Raw genomic sequence first — 20,021 nt, forward strand, 5'->3', positions numbered from 1 at the left:
AACCTAACTTGGTGAGGCCTGAGTTGGTGGCTCAAGAGAAGCTCCTCGACTATCTCAAGCGGGTCACGGCGGATCTGCACCGGACCCGTGAGCGGCTGCAGCTGGCCGAATCCGCGGACCGGGAGCCGATCGCCATCGTGGCGATGAGCTGCCGCTACCCGGCCGGGGTGCGCACCCCCGACGACCTGTGGCGGCTGGTGGACACCGGCGCCGACGCGATCGGCCGCCCCCCGGCCGACCGCGGCTGGAACCTCGACGACGCCTACGACCCGGCCGCCGGGCACGGCGACGGGTACGCCTCCGAGGGCGGGTTCCTGGACGGCGCGGGCGCCTTCGACGCCGGCTTCTTCGACGTCAGCCCCCGCGAGGCGCTGTCGATGGACCCGCAGCAGCGGCAGGTCCTGGAGGCGTCCTGGGAGGCGCTGGAGCGCGCCGGAGTCGACCCCGCCACCCTGCGCGGCTCGCGCACCGGCGTGTTCATCGGCTCCAACACCCAGGACTACGTGCGGCTCATCGGCGGCAGCGTGCAGGCCGCCGAGGGCTTCCTGATCACCGGCACCACCGCGGCGGTGCTCTCCGGCCGGGTCTCCTACACGCTCGGCCTGGAGGGCCCGGCCGTCACCGTCGACACCGCCTGCTCCTCCTCGCTGGTCGCCATCCACCTCGCCGCTCAGGCGCTGCGCGCCGACGAGTGCACCATGGCCCTGGCCGGCGGCGTCACCGTGATGACCACGCCCGGCGCGTTCACCGAGTTCTCCCGCCAGCGCGGCCTGGCCGCCGACGGCCGCTGCAAGGCGTTCTCCGCCGCCGCCGACGGCATCGGGCTCTCCGAGGGCGTCGGCCTGCTGCTGCTGGAGCGGCTCTCCCGGGCGCAGCGCCTCGGCCACCCCGTGGTCGGCGTGATCCGGGGCAGCGCGGTCAACCAGGACGGCGCCTCCAACGGCATCGCCGCCCCGAACGGCCCCTCGCAGCAGCGGGTGATCCGGCAGGCGCTGGCCAACGCCGGGCTCTCCGTCGACGACGTCGAGCTGATCGAGGCGCACGGCACCGGCACCCGGCTCGGAGACCCGATCGAGGCCCAGGCCCTGCTCGCCACCTACGGGCAGGACCGCACCGCCGGCCGCCCGGCCCGGCTGGGCTCGGTCAAGTCGAACATCGGCCACGCCCAGGCCGCGGCGGGCGTCGCCGGCGTCATCAAGGCCGTGCTGGCGATGCGGCACGGGACCATGCCCCGCTCGCTGCACCTGGACGAGCCCAGCCCGCACGTCGACTGGACCGAGGGCGCCGTCGAACTGCTCACCGAGGCCCGCCCCTGGCCGCGCACGGACACCCCGCGCCGGGCCGGCGTCTCCTCGTTCGGCGTCAGCGGCACCAACGTGCACATGATCATCGAGGAGCCGCCGGCGGTCCCCGCCGCGCAGACCCCGGCAGGCCAGGCCGACCCGGCGCCCGTCCCCGTCGTCCTCTCCGCCCGCGACGGCGCCGCGCTGCGCGCCCAGGCCCGGCAGCTGCACGCCTTCGTCGAGGAGCGGCCCGCCACCCGCACCACCGACCTCGCCCACGCCCTCGCCGCCGGCCGCGCCGCCCTGGAGCACCGCGCCGTCCTGCTCGCCGACGACCGGGACGCCCTGCTGGCCGGCCTCGCCGCGCTCGCCGACGGCGCCCCCGCGCCCGGCCTGGTCACCGGTGAACCCGCCGACGGCAAGCTCGCCTTCCTCTTCACCGGCCAGGGCTCGCAGCGCCTGGCCATGGGCCGCCGGCTCGCCGAGCGCTTCCCCCGCTACGCCGAGGCCTTCGACACCGTCGCCGCCGCCGTCGACCGCCACCTGGTGCGCGGCCCGGGCGACCCGACGCTGCGCGAGGCGCTCGACAGCGACCTGCTGCACGGCACCGGCTACGCCCAGCCCGCCCTGTTCGCCGTCGAGGCCGCCCTGCTGGCGACCGTGCGCGGCCTCGGCCTGGAGCCGGAACTGGTCGCCGGGCACTCGGTCGGCGAGATCACCGCCGCCCACGCCGCCGGCGTGCTCGCGCTGGACGACGCCGCCGCGCTGGTCACCGCTCGCGGCCGGCTCATGCAGGCGCTGCCCGCCGGCGGCGCGATGCTCGCCGTCGGCGCCACCGAGGCGCAGGTGCGCGAGGCGTTCCCGGGCCTGGACGTTGCAGCCGTCAACGGGCCCGCGTCCGTGGTGCTCTCGGGCGCCGAGGGCGACATCGACGCGGCTGCCGCGGTGGCGGCCGAGCGGGGCTGGAAGGCGACCCGGCTGCGCACCGGCCACGCCTTCCACTCCCGGCTGATGGAGCCGATGCTGGACGGGTTCCGCGCCGTCGTGCGCGGGCTCTCCTTCGCCGAGCCCACCCTCGCCGCCGTCTCCACCGTCACCGGCGCCCCGGTCGCCGTCGGCCAGTGGTCGGACCCGGAGTACTGGGTGCGGCAGGTTCGCGAGCCGGTCCGGTTCGCCGACGCCGTCCGCGCGCTGGACGCCCTGGGCGCCGGCCGCTACCTGGAGCTCGGTCCCGACACCGTGCTCGCCGCGATGGCCGCCGACACCCTGCCGTCCGCCCCGGTCTGCGCCGCCGCGCTGCACCGCGACCGCGACGAGGCCGCCGCCCTCCTCACCGCGCTGGCCCGTATCCACGCCGCCGGCTCCACCGTCGCCTGGCCGGCCCTGCTGCCCGCGGCCCCCGCCGAGCGGCTCGACCTGCCCACCTACCCGTTCCAGCACGCGCGGTACTGGCCCTCCCCGGCCGACCTGGCCACCGTCGACGCCGCGGGCCTGGGCCTGACCGCCGCCGAGCACCCGCTGCTCGGCGCCGTCCTCACCCTCGCCGACGGCGACGCCAGCGTCTTCACCGGACGGATCGCCGTCCAGACCCACCCGTGGCTGGCCGACCACAGCGTGCAGGGCACCGCCGTGCTGCCCGGCACCGCCATGGCCGAACTGGCGCTGCGGGCCGGTGAGCAGGTCGAAGCGCCGGTGCTGGAGGAGCTCACCGTCCAGGCCCCGCTGGCCGTGCCCGCCACCGGCGGCGTCGCGCTCCAGGTCGTCACCGGCCCCGCCGACGAGCACGGCCGGCGCCCGGTCGGCGTCCACTCCCGCCGCGAGGACGCGCTGCCCGACGAGCCGTGGACCACCCACGCCACCGGCCTGCTCGCCCGCACCGGCCCGGGCGCCCCCGGGGCCGACCTGGCACTCTGGCCCCCGGCCGGCGCCACCGAGCTGCCCGTCGACGGCTTCTACGAGCGGCTGGCCGGCGCCGGCTTCGGCTACGGCCCGGCGTTCCAGGGCCTGACCGCCGCCTGGCGGCTCGGCGAGGACGTCTACGCCGAGGTGGTCCTGCCCGAGTCCGAGACCGGCCAGGCCGCCCGGTTCCACCTCCACCCCGCCCTACTCGACGCCGCGATGCACGGCGTCGCGCTCGCCGGGGCCGGAGCCGACGGCGCCGCCCGGATGGCCTTCGCCTTCACCGACCTCGCCGTGCACGCCGTCGGCGCCACCGCGCTGCGCGTACGGCTCACCCCCACCGGCACCGACCGGATCGCGCTCACCGCCGCCGACGGCACCGGCGCCGCCGTCGTCTCCATCGGCTCCATGGTCATGCGGCCGGTCACCCCCGGCGGACCGGAGACCGGCGCCCGCCCCGCGCCCCGCTCGCTGTTCGGCGTCGACTGGACCGAACACCCCCTCGCCGAGACCCCCGCCCCGGCCGACTGGGCCGCCCTCGGCGCCGTCCGGGAGACCGGCCTGCCGCTCGCCGACCCGCAGGCCCCGGACGCGCCCCCGCCGGCCGTCCTGCTGCTCGACTGCCCGCCCGCCGATGCCGATGCCGGCGGCCGGGCCGACCCCGCCGCCCGTGTGCACGCCGCCACCCGGCGGGTCCTCGCCGCCCTCCGGGACTGGCTGGCCGACGAGCGGTACGCCGGGACGACGCTGCTGGTCACCACCACCGGCGCGGTCGCCGGCGGCCCCGGCGAGGAGCCCACCGACCTCGCCCACGCCGCCGTCTGGGGCCTGGTCCGCTCCGCCCAGTCCGAGTACCCGGCCCGGATCGTCCTCGCCGACGTCGACGGCACCCCCGCCTCCTGGGCCGCGCTGCCCGCCCTGGTCGCCGCCGGCGACCTCCCGCAGGCCCTGGTCCGCTCAGGCACCGCCGCCGTGCCCAGGCTCGCCCGAATCCTGCCCGACCCGGCCATGACCCCGCCGGCCACCGCCGCCTGGCGGCTGGAGAAGACGCCCGGCGGCGACACCCTCGACCAGCTGCGGCTGGTCGCCCGCCCCGAGCCCGATGCCCCTCTGGAGCCCGGCACGGTACGGGTCGCCGTCCGAGCCGCCGGCCTCAACTTCCGCGACGTGCTCATCGCGCTCGGCGTCCACCCCGGCGACAACCCCCTCGACCTCGGCAGCGAAGGCGCCGGGACCGTTCTGGAGGTCGGCCCCGGCGTGACCCGCCTCGCCCCCGGCGACCGCGTCATGGGCGCCTTCGCCGGCGGCTTCGGCCCCGTCGCCGTCACCGACGCCCGCCTGCTGGCCCCCGTACCCGCCGGGTGGACCCACGCCGAGGCCGCCGCCGTGCCGATGGCCTACCTCACCGCCTACTACGCGCTCGTCGACCTGGCCGGCGTACGCCCGGGCGAGACCGTCCTCGTGCACGCCGGCGCCGGTGGCGTCGGCACCGCCGCGGTCCAGATCGCCCAGCACCTCGGCGCCCGCGTCCTGGCCACCGCCAGCCCCGCCAAGTGGCACGCGCTACGCGCCCTCGGCCTGCCCGACGAGCACATCGCCACGTCCCGCGGCACCGCCTTCGCCGAGCACTTCGCCCGCGCCACCGACGGCCGCGGCGCCGACGTCGTGCTCAACTCGCTCGCCAACGAACTCATCGACGCCTCCCTGACCCTGCTGCCGCGCGGCGGCCGGTTCCTGGAGATGGGCAAGACCGACCTGCGCGACCCGGCCCGGCTCGCCACCGACCACCCCGGCGTCCGCTACCGGCCGTTCGACCTGTTCGAGGCCGGACCGGAGCGGATCGGCGCGATGCTCACCGAACTCCTCGCCCTGTTCGAGAGCGGCGCGCTGCGCCTGCCCCCGGTGCGGGCCTGGGACATCCGGCAGGCCCGCGACGCGTTCCGCTTCGTCAGCCAGGGCCGGCACGTCGGCAAGAACGTCCTCGTGATGCCCCGCCGGGCCCGCGACAGCGGCACCACCGTCCTCACCGGCGCCACCGGCACCCTCGGCGCCCTGCTCGCCCGCCACCTCGTCGAGACCGCCGGCGTCCGCGACCTGCTGCTGCTCAGCCGCAGCGGCGCCGACGCGCCCGGGGCCGCCGAGCTGTGCGCGGACCTCGCGGAGGCCGGCGCCCGGGTCCGCCTGGAGCGCTGCGACGTCGCCGACCGCGCCGACCTCGACCGAGCACTCACCGGCGTCGACGTCCGCGCCGTCGTGCACGCCGCCGGCGTCCTCGACGACACCGTCCTCACCGCCCTCACCCCCGAGCGGCTCGACGCCGTCCTGCGCGCCAAGGTCGACGCCGCCCTCAACCTGCACGAAGCCACCGCCGGCGCCGACCTCGACGACTTCGTGCTCTACTCCTCCGTCGCCGGCCTCTTCGGCACCCCCGGCCAGGCCAACTACGCCGCCGCCAACGCCTTCCTCGACGCGCTCGCCGCAGCCCGCCGCAGCCGCGGCCTGCCCGGCACCTCGCTCGCCTGGGGTGCCTGGGACACCGCCGCCGGCATGGCCCAGAACCTCTCCGAGGTCGACCGCCGGCGGCTCGGCCGCGGCGGCATCGCCGCCCTGTCCGTCCCCGAGGCCCTCGCCCTCTTCGACGCGGCCCTCGCCTCCGAGCGGCCGCTGCTGGTCCCGATCCGGATCGACCACACCGTGCTGCGCGCCCGGCAGGGCGACGCCGGCCTGCCCCCGCTGCTGCGCGGCCTGGTCCGCGACAACGTCCGCCGCGCCGCCACCGGCACCGGCTCCGCCGATCTGCTCCAGCGCCTCGCCGCCCTGGCCCCTGCCGACCAGGACCGGCTGCTGCTCGACCTGGTCCGCACCCAGGTCGCCGCCGTGCTCGGCCACGCCTCCGGCGACGCCGTCCCCGCCGGACGGGCCTTCAGCGAACTCGGCTTCGACTCGCTCACCGCCGTCGAACTGCGCAACCGCCTCAACGCCGCCACCGCGCTTCGCCTGCCCGCCACCCTCACCTTCGACCACCCGACCCCGCAGGCCCTGGTCGCCCTCCTGCGCGGCGAACTGGTCGGCGCACTGGCCGAGCAGGCCGCCCCCACCGCCGCCCGGTCCGTCGCCACCGACCTCGACGACCCCATCGCCATCGTCGGCCTGGGCTGCCGCTACCCCGGCGGAGCCGACACCCCCGAAGCCTTCTGGCGGCTGCTCGCCGACAGCCGCGACGGCGTCAGCGGCTTCCCCGACGACCGGGGCTGGGACCTCGACACGCTCTACCACCCCGACCCCGACCACCCCGGCACCTCCTACGTCAAGGAGGGCGGCTTCCTCAGCGGCGCCGGCCGCTTCGACGCCGGGTTCTTCGGGATCAGCCCGCGCGAGGCCGTCACCATGGACCCCCAGCAGCGCCTGCTGCTGGAGACCTCCTGGGAGGCGATGGAACGCGCCGGCATCGACCCGGCCGACCTGCGCGGCAGCCGCACCGGCGTCTTCGCCGGCGTCCTCTACAGCGACTACGCCACCCTGCTGCGGCAGTCCAGCACCGGCGCCGAGGGCTACGCCGGCGCCGCGAGCGCGGGCAGCCTGGTCTCAGGCCGGGTCTCCTACACCTTCGGCTTCGAAGGCCCGGCGATCACCGTCGACACCGCCTGCTCCTCCTCCCTGGTCGCCCTCCACCTGGCCGCACAGGCGCTGCGCAACGGCGAGTGCGACCTCGCCCTGGCCGGCGGCGTCACCGTCATGGCCACCCCGGGCGCCTTCGTCGAGTTCTCCCGCCAGCGCGGCCTGGCCGCCGACGGCCGGTGCAAGTCGTTCGCCGCGGCCGGGGACGGCACCGGCTGGGGCGAGGGAGCCGGCGTCGTCCTGCTCGAACGCCTCTCCGACGCCCGCCGCGCCGGGCACCCGGTGCTCGCCGTGGTGCGGGGCAGCGCGGTCAACCAGGACGGCGCCTCCAACGGCCTCACCGCCCCCAACGGCCCCTCCCAGCAGCGGGTCATCCGCCAGGCCCTGGCCAGCGCCGGACTGGCCCCCACCGGCGTCGACGCGGTCGAGGCGCACGGCACCGGCACCACGCTCGGCGACCCGATCGAGGCCCAGGCCCTGCTGGCCGCCTACGGCCGGGACCGGACCGGGGACCCGCTCTGGCTCGGCTCGGTCAAGTCCAACATCGGACACACCCAGGCTGCCGCCGGGGTCGCCGGCGTGATCAAGATGGTGCTGGCGATGCGCTACGGCGTACTGCCCCGCACCCTGCACGTCGACGCGCCGTCCCCGAAGGTCGACTGGGCGGCCGGCGCGGTCGAACTCCTCGCCGAGGACCGGCCCTGGAAGCGGGCCGCCCACCCGCGCCGGGCGGGCGTCTCCTCGTTCGGCATCAGCGGCACCAACGCCCACGTCATCCTGGAGGAGGCCCCCGAAGCCGCCGTCCAGGCCTCCGCTCCGGCGGAGCACCCGGCGGCCGACAGCCCGCTGCCGGTCGTGCCGCTGGTGCTCTCCGGGCACGACGCCGCCGGCCTGGCCGGGCAGGCCGCCCGGCTGCTCGACTTCCTCGACACCCGCCCCACCGCGCGGGTGCTGGACATCGGCGGCTCGCTGGCCGCCCGTACGGCGCTGCCGCACCGGGCCGTGGTGCTGGCCCGCACCGGTGACCAGACCGTCATGGACCTGTTCGACCTCGCCGACGGCGGGCGGCCCGTCGGTCCGGCGGCCGAGGGTCGGCTCGCGGTGGTGTTCACCGGTCAGGGGTCTCAGCGTGCCGGGATGGGCCGGGAGTTGTATGCGGCGTTCCCGGTGTTCGCGGCGGCCTTCGACGAGGCGTGTGCGGCGCTTGACCTGCCGATCGGTGAAGTGCTGGACGACGCGGAGGTGTTGGAGCGGACGGGGTGGGCGCAGCCGGCGATCTTCGCGCTGGAGGTCGCGCTGCTGGCGCTGGTGCGCAGTTGGGGTGTGACGCCCGATGTCGTGGCGGGGCACTCGATCGGTGAGGTCACGGCTGCGTACGCGGCGGGGGTTCTCTCCCTGGGCGACGCGGCGAGGCTGGTGGCCGCGCGTGGTCGGCTGATGCAGGAACTGCCCTCGGGCGGTGCGATGCTGGCCGTCGGGGCGTCCGAGGCCGACGTACGGGAGGCGTTCCCGGGGCTGGATGTGGCGGCCGTCAACGGGCCTGCCGCCGTGGTGCTCTCGGGCACCGAGGCCGACATCGACGCAGCTGCGGCATCGGCGGCCGAGAACGGTTGGAAGACCAACCGCCTCCGGACCAGCCACGCGTTCCACTCCCGGCTGATGGAGCCGATGCTCGCTGAGTTCCGCACGGTCGTGGAGGGCCTGGCCTTCGCCGAGCCGACGCTCCCGGCCGTCTCCACCGTCACCGGCGCTCCGGTCGCCGAGGGGGAGTGGAGCGACCCCGAGTACTGGGTGGACCAGGTCCGCCGGCCCGTGCGCTTCGCCGACGCCGTCACGGCCCTCGACGCGGACCGGCTCCTGGAGTTGGGCCCGGACGCCGTCCTCACCGCCCTCGTCGGCTCGGTAGACCCCGACACGACCGCCGTTCCCGCCCTGCGCCGCGAGCGCGACGAGGCCGAGACGCTGCTCACCGCTCTCGGCCGGCTCTTCGAGGCCGGCGTCCCGGTCGACTGGGCGGCGTTCTTCGCGGGCACCGGTGCGGCCCGGATCGAGCTGCCGACCTACGCCTTCCAGCACGTCACCTACTGGCCCCGCCCACGCCTCGGGTGGCGGGCTTCCGACCCGGCCGGCCTCGGCCTGGTCGGCACCGGCCACGCCCTGCTCGGCGCGGCGGTCGAACTGCCCGACTCGACGGCCACCGTGCTCACCGGCCGCCTCTCCGTCGCCACCCACCCCTGGCTGGCCGACCACGTCGTGCTCGACCGGATCGTGGTGCCCGGCACCGCGCTGGTCGAGATGGCGCTGACCGCCGGCGAGCGGGCGGGCGCGCCCGCGCTGGAGGAACTGCTGCTGCGCGCGCCGCTGACCCTGCCGCCGGGCGGCGGCGTCCAGGTCCGGGCCACCGTCGCGGCCGGCGCCGAGGACGGGCGCCACCTGGTCACCCTGCACGCCCGCGCCGACGAGACCGAGCCGTGGACCGTCCACGCGACCGGCACGCTGACCGCCGCCCACCCGGAGCCTGCCGACGCCGGACCGGTCGCCTGGCCGCCGGCCGGGGCCGAACCCGTCCCGCTCGCCGACTTCTACCCGGCGCTCGCCGCCACCGGGATGGCCTACGGGCCCGCCTTCCAGGGGCTGCGCAAGGTCTGGCGGCACGGGGACGAGGTGCTGGCCGAGGTCGGCACCGAGGAGGGCACCGCCGGGTACGCGCTGCACCCGGCGCTCTTCGACGCCGCCCTGCACGCCGTCGGCGCCGGCGGCCTGCTGCCCGAGCACGGCGTCCGGCTGCCCTTCGAGTTCGCCGGCGTGCGGATCACCGGCGAGGCCGGGACGACGCTGCGCGTGAAGCTCGCCGCAGGTACGCGACCGGACAGCGTGCGGGTCTCGCTGGCCGACGGGTCCGGTCTGCCGGTCGCCGAGGTCGAGCAGTTGACGCTCCGACCGGTCTCCGGTGTCCAGCTCTCCGCCTCCGAACGGCTGCTGCACGGCGTCGAATGGGTGCCGGAGGAGGTCGAGGCCGCCGCCGCGCCCGGCACCGTGATCCCGCTCGGTGCCGCGCTGCCCGCGCCCGTCCCGGTGCTGGCGGTCGACGCGACCGCGCCCGGTGCGGCGGGCGCGCGCGCCGCCGCCCTGCTCGCGCTGCTGCAGTCGTGGCTGGCCGATCCGGAGTGGGTGGAGTCCCGGCTGGTGGTGCGCACGTTCGGTGCGGTCGGTGACGTGGTCACGGATGCGGACGGTGCCGCTTTGTGGGGCCTGGTTCGTTCGGCGCAGTCGGAGCACCCGGGCCGCATCCATCTGCTGGACGCCGCCGAGGACGCGTTCTACGAGGTGCCGGAAGCCCTGGCCCGCGAGGGTGAGGTCTTCGTCCCGCGCCTGGCGCGGGTCGCCCCCGGTGGGGAGCCGGTCGGGTTCGGTGACGGCACGGTGGTCGTGACCGGTGCCACCGGCACGCTGGGCCGGCTGATCGCCCGGCACCTGGTGGCGGAGCACGGGGTTCGTGACCTGCTGCTGCTCTCGCGTTCCGGCGGCGCGGTGGAGGTCGAAGGTGCGCGGGTGCGGGCGGTGGCCTGCGATGTCGGCGACCCGGACGCGGTGGCCGAGGTGCTGCGGGACGAGCCGGTGACGGCGGTGGTCCACGCGGCCGGGGTCCTCGACGACGCGCTGCTCGCCGACCTGACGCCGGAGCGCCTGGAGCGTGTGTTCCGGGCGAAGGCCGGCGCGGCCCGCAACCTCGCCGCCGCCACCGAGGGCAAGTCCCTCGCCGCTTTCGTCCTCTACTCCTCGGCTGCCGGCCTGTTCGGCAGCCCCGGCCAGGCCAACTACGCGGCGGCGAACGCCTTCCTGGACGCCTACGCGACCGAGCTGCGGGCGCGGGGTGTCCCGGCGCTCTCGTTGGCCTGGGGTCTGTGGGACGGGGGCATGGGTGGTGGGCTCGGCGAGGCCGAGCGGGCGAGGGCCCGGCAGGGCGGCATCCTGCCGCTGACGGCCGAGCAGGGCCTCGCGGCCTTCGACGCAGCCCTCGGCACCGGCCGCGCCACCGTCGTCCCGCTCGCCCTCGACCTCGCCGCGCTGCGGGCCCGGCCCGGCGTGCCGCCGCTGCTGCGCCGACTCGCCCCGGCGACGGGAGCCGCCACGGCGGCCCCGGCGAACGGCGGCCTCGCCGCACGCCTGACCGGCCTCGCCGAGGCCGAGCGCGAGCGGATCGCCCTCGACCTGGCCCGCACCCACGTCGCCGCCGTCCTCGGTCACGCCGACGCCTCGGCCGTCGGCACCGACCTGCCCTTCACCGAGCTGGGCTTCGACTCCCTGACGGCGGTCGAGCTGCGCAACCGCCTGGCCGCCGTGACCGGGCTGCGCCTGCCGTCCACGCTGGTCTTCGACTACCCGACGGTGGCCGCGCTGGCCGGTTACCTGGCGGCCGAACTCTCCGGTGCCGCCGCCGGGGCGGCACCGGTGGTGACCGCCGCGGTCGCTTCGGACGAGCCGATCGCGATCGTGGGGATGGCCTGCCGCTACCCGGGTGGGGTCTCCTCGCCGGAGGAGCTGTGGGAGTTGGTGGTGTCGGGTCGGGACGGGGTCGGGTTCTTCCCGGCGGATCGTGGTTGGGACGTGGAGGGCCTGTACCACCCGGATCCAGACAATCCGGGGACGTCGTACACGCGAGAGGGCGGGTTCCTGTACGGCGCGGGGGACTTCGATCCGGCGGTGTTCGGGATCTCGCCGCGTGAGGCGTTGGCGATGGATCCGCAGCACCGGTTGCTGCTGGAGACGTCCTGGGAGGCGTTCGAGCGGGCGGGCATCGATCCGCTGGGCCTGCGCGGCTCCCGCACGGGTGTGTTCGCCGGGGTGATGTACAACGACTACTCGATGGTGCTGGGTGCCTCGGAGGACAGCGCCGAGGGCTTCATGGGCACCGGGGGCAGCATCGCCTCGGGCCGGGTGTCGTACACCTTCGGTCTCGAAGGTCCGGCGGTGACGGTCGACACGGCGTGTTCGTCGTCGCTGGTCGCCCTGCACCTGGCCGTTCAGGCGCTGCGCAGCGGTGAGTGCGACGCGGCGCTGGCGGGGGGCGTTACCGTCATGGGCACCCCGAACACCTTCGTCGGGTTCTCGCGGCAGCGCGGGTTGGCGGCGGACGGGCGGTGCAAGTCCTTCGCGGAGGGCGCGGACGGCACCGGCTGGGGCGAGGGTGTCGGCATGCTCCTGGTGGAGCGGCTGGCCGACGCCGAGCGCCTCGGTCACCCGGTGCTGGCGGTCGTGCGGGGCAGTGCGGTGAACCAGGACGGTGCGTCGAACGGTCTGACGGCGCCGAACGGTCCGTCGCAGCAGCGGGTGATCCGGCAGGCGTTGGCCAACGCGCGGCTCGGCGCGGCCGACGTGGACGCGGTGGAGGCGCACGGCACCGGCACGCCGCTGGGCGACCCGATCGAGGCACAGGCGCTGTTGGCCACCTATGGTCAGGACCGCGCGGGCGAGCCGCTCTGGCTCGGTTCGGTGAAGTCGAACCTGGGGCACACGCAGGCGGCGGCCGGTGTGGCGGGGATCATCAAGATGGTCGAGGCGATGCGCCACGGCGTTCTGCCGGGCACGCTGCACGTGGATGCGCCGTCGTCACAGGTGGACTGGTCGGCCGGCGGGGTGGAGCTGCTGACGCGGGCGCGGGAGTGGCCCGCGCTGGACCGTCCGCGGCGCGCGGCGGTGTCGTCCTTCGGGATCAGCGGCACCAACGCCCACGTCATCCTCGAAGCCCCCACGGAGACCCCGGTTTCGGCGCCCCCGGCCCCGGCCGAGCCCGTCGGCCGACCGGTCGCCGTCGTCCTCACCGCCGCCGACGAGGCCGGGCTGCGCGCCCAGGCCGAGCAGCTGCACGGTCTGGATGTCCCCGCCGTGGACCTCGCACGGGCGCTGACCAGGCGCTCGATGCTGCGGCACCGCGCGGTCGTGGTGGCCGCCGACCTCCCCGCGCTGGATGCGGGCTTGGCGGCGGTGGCCGCCGGGGCCCACCCGCTGGCGGGCGTGGCCGGGAACGGTCGGCTCGCGGTGGTGTTCACCGGCCAGGGGTCGCAACGGATCGGTATGGGGCGGGAGCTGTACACGGCGTTCTCGGTGTTCGCGGCGGCCTTCGACGAGGTGTGTGCGGCGCTTGACCTGCCGATCGGTGAAGTCCTGGACGATGCCGAGCGGTTGGAGCAGACCGGTTGGGCGCAGCCGGCGATCTTCGCGCTGGAGGTCGCGCTGCTGGCGCTGGTGCGCAGCTGGGGCGTGACGCCCGATGTCGTCGCGGGGCACTCGATCGGCGAGGTCACGGCCGCTTACGCGGCGGGGGTGCTGACGCTCAAGGACGCGGCCGCGCTGGTGGCCGCGCGCGGTCGGCTGATGCAGGAACTGCCCTCGGGCGGTGCGATGCTGGCCGTCGGCGCCGCCGAGGCCGACGTACGGGAGGCGTTCCCGGGGCTGGATGTGGCGGCCGTCAACGGGCCTGCTTCCACGGTGCTCTCGGGCCCCGAGGCCGACATCGACGCGGCCGTGGCGGTGGCGGCCGGGAACGGCTGGAAGACCAACCGCCTCCGGACCAGCCACGCGTTCCACTCGCGCCTGATGGAGCCGATGCTTGCCGAGTTCCGCACGGTCGTGGAGGGCCTGGCCTTCGCCGACCCGCTGCTCCCCGCCGTCTCCACCGTCACCGGAGCGGCAGTCTCGACCGGCCAGTGGACCGACCCCGAGTACTGGGCCGACCAGGTCCGCAAGCCCGTCCGCTTCGCCGACGCGGCCGTGGCCCTGGGCGCCGACCACGTCCTGGAGCTGGGACCGGACGGCGTCCTGGCCGCGCTGGTCGGCGCCGTCCGCCCCGACACCGTGGCGGTGGCCGCGCTCCGCCGGGACCGGTCCGAAACCGCGACGCTGCTGACCGCGCTGGCCGGGCTGTTCGTCCGGGGCCGACAGGTGGAGTGGCGGTCGGTGCTCGGTGACGGGCCCCGTGCCGACCTGCCCACCTACCCCTTCCAGCGGCGGCGCTACTGGCCCCGACCCAGGACCGGCGCGAGCCGGGACGCGATCGGCCTCGGCCTCGCCGAGACCGGGCACCCGCTGCTCGGCGCGGCCGTGGAGGCCCCCGACGCCGCCGCCACGCTGCTCACCGGCTGGCTGTCGCTGCGCACCCACCCGTGGCTCGCCGACCACGTCGTGCAGGGTGGACCCTTGCTGCCCGGCACCGCGTTCGCCGAGATGGCCCGCGCGGCCGGCGAGCGGGCGGGCGTCCCAGTGGTCGAGGAACTGCTGCTCCAGGCCCCGCTGCCGCTGCCCGAGCGCGGCGGGATCCAGCTCCGGGCCACGGTCGCCCCGCCCGGGGCCGACGGCCGGTGCGCGCTGACGCTGCACGCCCGCGCCGAGGACGAGGACGCCTGGACGACGCACGCCACCGGCCTGCTCGCCGCCCCGGACGAGGACCGGGCGCCCACCGAGGTGGACCTGGTCTCCTGGCCGCCGGCCGGCGCCGCCCCGCTCGACCTGTCCGGCTTCTACCCGGCGACGGCGGCCGGCGGGCTCGCCTACGGCCCGGCCTTCCAGGGCCTACGGGGTGTCTGGAAGCGCGGCGAGGAGGTGTTCGCGAGCGTGGAGCTGGACCACCCGACCGCCGGGTACGCGCTGCACCCGGCGCTGTTCGACGCGGTGCTGCACGCGATCGGCGCCGGCGGCCTGTTCACCGACGGCGAGACCCGGCTCCCCTTCGCCGTCACCGGGCTGCGCACGTTCGCCCGGGCCGGTACGCGGCTCCGGGCGCACCTGACCCGGACGGGCGGCGCGGACACCGTACGGCTGCTGCTCGCCGACGAGTCCGGCACGTCGGTCGCCGAGGTCGACGGCCTGGTCCTGCGGCCGGTGGCGGCCGGGCAGGTGGCGCGTGGCGCTGCCGACCGGTTGCTGTACGGGGTGGAGTGGACGGGGCGGGAGCCGGCTGCCCCGGCCGAAGTGTCGGTGGTGATCGCTCTCGGCGATCCGCTGCCGGCCGTCGGGTCTCCGGTGCTGTTGGTGGATGCTTCGGCGGCGGGTGCGGCGTTGGACCGGTCGGCGGCGCTGCTGGCGCTGCTCCAGGACTGGCTGGCCGATCCGGAGTGGGTGGAGTCCCGGCTGGTGGTGCGCACGTTCGGTGCGGTCGGTGACGTGGTCACGGATGCGGACGGTGCCGCCCTGTGGGGCCTGGCCCGCTCGGTGCAAGCCGAGTATCCGGACCGCATCCACCTGCTGGACGCGGCGGAGGACGCCTTCTACGAGGTGCCGCAGGCCGTTGTTCGCGAGGGTGAGGTGCGGGTGCCGCGCCTGGTACGGGTGCCCGCCGAAGGGGAGCCGGTCGGGTTCGGTGACGGCACGGTGGTCGTCACCGGCGCCACCGGCACGCTGGGCCGTCTGATCGCCCGGCACCTGGTGGAGGAGCACGGGGTTCGTGACCTGCTGCTGCTCTCGCGTTCCGGCGGCGCGGTGGAGGTCGAAGGTGCGCGGGTGCGGGCGGTGGCCTGCGATGTCGGCGACCCGGACGCGGTGGCCGAGGTGTTGCGGGGCGAGCCGGTGACGGCGGTGGTCCACACGGCCGGGGTCCTGGACGACGCTCTGCTCGCCGACCTGACACCGGAGCGCCTGGGGCGGGTGTTCCGGGCGAAGGTGGACGCGGCCCGGAACCTCGTGGCCGCGACGGAGGGCAAGGACCTCGCCGCGTTCGTCCTCTACTCCTCGGCGGCGGGTCTGTTCGGCAATGTGGGCCAGGCCAACTACGCGGCGGCGAACGCCTTCCTGGACGCCTACGCGACCGAGCTGCGGGGGCGGGGTGTCCCGGCGCTCTCGTTGGCCTGGGGTCTGTGGGACGGGGGCATGGGTGGTGGGCTCGGCGAGGCCGAGCGGGCGCGGGCCCGGCAGGGCGGCATCCTGCCGCTGACGGCCGAGCAGGGCCTCGCGGCCTTCGACGCAGCCCTCGGCACCGGCTCGCCGCTGGTCGCCCCGCTGGCCCTCGACCGGGCCGCGCTCGGGCAGGCCGCCGCGGCCGGGATGCTGCCGCCGCTGCTGGCGAGCCTGGTCCGGGTGCCGGTCCGCAAGCAGGCCGACACCGCGCTGGGCCGGCGCCTGGCCGCCCTGCCGGCGCCGCAGCGCGAGCGGGCCGTGTTGGACCTGGTCCGGACGCACGTGGCCGCCGTGCTCGACTACCCGGGTCCGGAGGCGGTCGAGGCCGAACGGGCCTTCAGCGAGCTGGGCTTCGACTCCCTCATCGCCGTCGACCTGCGCAACCGGCTGACGGCCGTGACCGGGCTGCGCCTGCCGTCCACGCTGGTCTTCGACTACCCGAACGCGCTGGCGCTGGCCGGCTACCTCGCTTCGGAACTCGCCGGAGCCGTCGAACGGCTCGACGCCGCCGCACCGGCGAGCGCGCCCGGCCGGGCGCTGACCCGGACCGACGAGCCGATCGCGATCGTGGGGATGGCCTGCCGCTACCCGGGTGGGGTCTCCTCGCCGGAGGAGCTGTGGGAGTTGGTGGTGTCGGGTCGGGACGGGGTCGGGTTCTTCCCGGCGGATCGTGGTTGGGACGTGGAGGGCCTGTACCACCCGGATCCGGACCATCCGGGAACGTCGTACACGCGAGAGGGCGGGTTCCTGTACGGCGCGGGGGACTTCGATCCGGCGGTGTTCGGGATCTCGCCGCGTGAGGCGTTGGCGATGGATCCGCAGCACCGGTTGCTGCTGGAGACGTCCTGGGAGGCGTTCGAGCGCGCGGGCATCGATCCGCTGGGCCTGCGCGGCTCCCGCACGGGTGTGTTCGCCGGGGTGATGTACAACGACTACTCGATGGTGCTGGGTGCCTCGGAGGACAGTGCCGAGGGCTTCATGGGCACCGGGGGCAGCATCGCCTCGGGCCGGGTGTCGTACACCTTCGGTCTCGAAGGTCCGGCGGTGACGGTCGACACGGCGTGTTCGTCGTCGCTGGTCGCCCTGCACCTGGCCGTTCAGGCGCTGCGCAGTGGTGAGTGCGATGCGGCGTTGGCGGGTGGTGTGACGGTGATGGCGACGCCGAACACGTTCGTCGGGTTCTCGCGGCAGCGGGGTTTGGCGGCGGACGGGCGGTGCAAGTCGTTCGCGGAGGGGGCGGACGGTACGGGCTGGGGTGAGGGCGTCGGCATGCTCCTGGTGGAGCGGCTGGCCGACGCCGAGCGCCTCGGTCATCCGGTGCTGGCGGTCGTGCGGGGCAGTGCGGTGAACCAGGACGGTGCGTCGAACGGTCTGACGGCGCCGAACGGTCCTTCGCAGCAGCGGGTGATCCGGGCGGCGTTGGAGTCGGCTGGGTTGTCGCCGCAGGACGTCGACGCCGTCGAGGCGCACGGCACCGGCACGACGCTGGGCGACCCGATCGAGGCGCAGGCGCTGTTGGCCACCTACGGCCAGGACCGCGCGGGCGAGCCGCTCTGGCTCGGTTCGGTGAAGTCGAACCTGGGGCACACCCAGGCCGCCGCCGGCGTTGCGGGGATCGTCAAGATGGTCGAGGCGATGCGCCACGGTCGTCTCCCCGGCACGCTGCACGTCGACACCCCGTCGACGAAGGTGGACTGGTCGGCCGGCGCGGTGGAATTGCTGACGGAGGCACGGGAGTGGCCGCAGGTGGACCGCCCGCGCCGCGCGGCCGTGTCGTCCTTCGGGATCAGCGGCACCAACGCCCACGTCATCCTCGAAGCCCCCGAGCCCGCCGAGCCGGTGGCCCTGCCGAGCTCGGCGCTGCCCGTCACCCCGCTCGTGCTCAGCGCAGCCGACCCGGAGGCACTGCACGCCTACGCCGCCCGCCTGCACGGTACTGAGCCCTCGGAGCCGCTGGACCGGGTGGGCCGCGCGCTGGCCGGCCGGACGGTGCTGCGGCACCGGGCGGTGGTTCTCGCGAGCGACCACCTCGCACTGGACCGGGCGCTGGCCGCCTTCGGTACGGACAGCACGTCCCGGCCTGAGGTCCGGGTCGGCGAGGCGCGGCGCGCCTTGCTCGCTGTGGTGTTCACCGGCCAGGGGTCGCAACGTGTGGGCATGGGGCGGGAGCTGTACACGGCGTTCCCGGTGTTCGCGGCGGCCTTCGACGAGGCGTGCGCGGCGCTTGACCTGCCGATCGGTGAAGTGCTGGACGACGCGGAGCGGTTGGAGCAGACCGGTTGGGCGCAGCCGGCGATCTTCGCGCTGGAGGTCGCGCTGCTGGCGCTGGTCCGAAGCTGGGGCGTGAGCCCGGACGTCGTCGCGGGGCACTCGATCGGCGAGGTCACGGCCGCGTACGCGGCGGGGGTGCTGACGCTCAAGGACGCGGCCGCGCTGGTGGCCGCGCGCGGCCGGCTGATGCAGGAACTGCCCTCCGGTGGCGCGATGCTGGCCGTCGGCGCCGCCGAGGCCGACGTACGGGAGGCGTTCCCCGACCTCGACATCGCGGCCGTCAACGGCCCTGCCGCAGTGGTGCTCTCGGGCACCGAGGCCGACATCGACGCAGCGGCAGCATCGGCGGCCGCGAGCGGTTGGAAGACCAACCGCCTCCGGACCAGCCACGCCTTCCATTCCCGCCTGATGGACCCGATGCTCGCCGAGTTCCGCGCCGTCGTGGAGGGGCTGACCTTCGCCGAGCCGCTGCTTCCCGCCGTCTCCACCGTCACCGGCAGCCCGGTGGCGCCCGGTCAGTGGACCGACCCCGCCTACTGGGTCGAGCAGGTCCGCAAGCCGGTGCGCTTCGCCGAGGCCGTCACCGCCCTCGACGCCGCCCGGGTACTGGAGTTGGGACCGGACACCGTCCTCACCGCCCTGGTCGGTGACGTGACGGGGCCGGAGGTCGCGGCCGTCGCCGCGCTGCGCCGCGAGCGCGGCGAGGTCGAGACGCTGCTCACCGCGATGGCCGAACTGTTCGTCCAGGGCCAGGACATCGGTTGGACGGCCGTTCTCGGCACCGGTCCGCGCGCCGATCTGCCGACCTACCCGTTCTCCCACCGCCGGTACTGGCCGCGCCCGCGCACCGGCCCCGCCGGTGACGCCGCAGGGCTCGGCCTGGCCGGCACCGGGCACCAACTGGTCGGTGCCGCCGTCGCCCTGCCGTCAGGGGAGAGCGTCTTCACCGGGCAGCTCTCCGTGCGCACCCACCCGTGGCTCGCCGACCACGTGGTGGCCGGACGCACGGTCGTCCCTGGTACGGCGCTGGTGGAGATGGCCCTCGCCGCCGGTGAGCAGACCGGGCTCCCGCGTCTGGAGGAGTTGCTGCTCCAGGCCCCGCTGGCCCTCGACGACCGGGGCGGGCTGCAGGTCCGGGTCACCGTGGCCGTGCCCGAGGACGGTCGCGGCGCCGTGACGGTCCACTCGCGGGGCGACGACGAGGAGGGCTGGGTGCTCAACGCCTCCGGCCTGCTGGCCGATGAGGCCGCGCCCTTCCCCGACACCGTGGTGACGGGGGCTTGGCCCCCGGCGGGCGCGGAGGAGATCGACGTGACCGGCTTCTACCCGACGGCGGCCGACGCGGGACTCGACTACGGTCCGGCCTTCCAGGGCCTGCGGCGCCTCTGGCGGCAGGACGGGACGGTGTTCGCCGAGGTGGCGACCGAGGAGAGCGCCGCCGGGTACGCGCTGCACCCGGCGCTGTTCGACGCCGCCCTGCACGCGATCGGCGCGGGTGGCGCGCTCCCGGCCGAGGGCGGCGTTCGGCTGCCGTTCGGCTTCACCGGGGTCCGGGTCGAGGGACCGGTCGGTGCCGGGCTCCGGGTCGAGATCGCCCCTGCCCCGGGAACCGACACGGTCCGGCTCACGCTCGCCGATCTGTCGGGCCGACCGGTGGCGGCGGTGGAGGGCCTCAGCCTGCGGCCGGCCGCGCCCGCGCGATTCGGCGGCCTCGCCGACCGGTTGCTGTTCGGGGTGGAGTGGGCGGCGCGGGAGGTGGCCGCCTCATCGGAGATGCCGGTGGTGATCGCTCTCGGTGACGTGCTGCCCGAGCCTGTTCCGGTGCTGTTGGTGGATGCTTCGGCGGCGGGTGCGGCGTTGGACCGGTCGGCGGCGCTGCTGGCGCTGCTCCAGGACTGGCTGGCCGATCCGGAGTGGGCGGAATCGCGTCTGGTGGTGCGGACGTTCGGCGCGGCGGGCGAGGTGATCACGGATGCGGACGGTGCCGCCCTGTGGGGCCTGGTCCGCTCGGCGCAGGCCGAGCAACCGGACCGCATCCACCTGCTGGACGCCGCCGAGGAC

The 20,021-nt window shown here is 76.0% G+C and carries 1 protein-coding gene; it reads left to right on the forward strand.

The features are described 5' to 3' along the window. Window positions 1–23 precede the first annotated feature (23 nt). The coding region (locus tag ACFU74_RS03555; protein WP_380751107.1) for an SDR family NAD(P)-dependent oxidoreductase at window positions 24–20,021 on the forward strand (19,998 nt) is incomplete at its 3' end.

Origin of the sequence: Kitasatospora sp. NPDC057500 (assembly GCF_042802195.1) — a bacterium.
Classification (GTDB): Bacteria; Actinomycetota; Actinomycetes; order Streptomycetales; family Streptomycetaceae; genus Kitasatospora.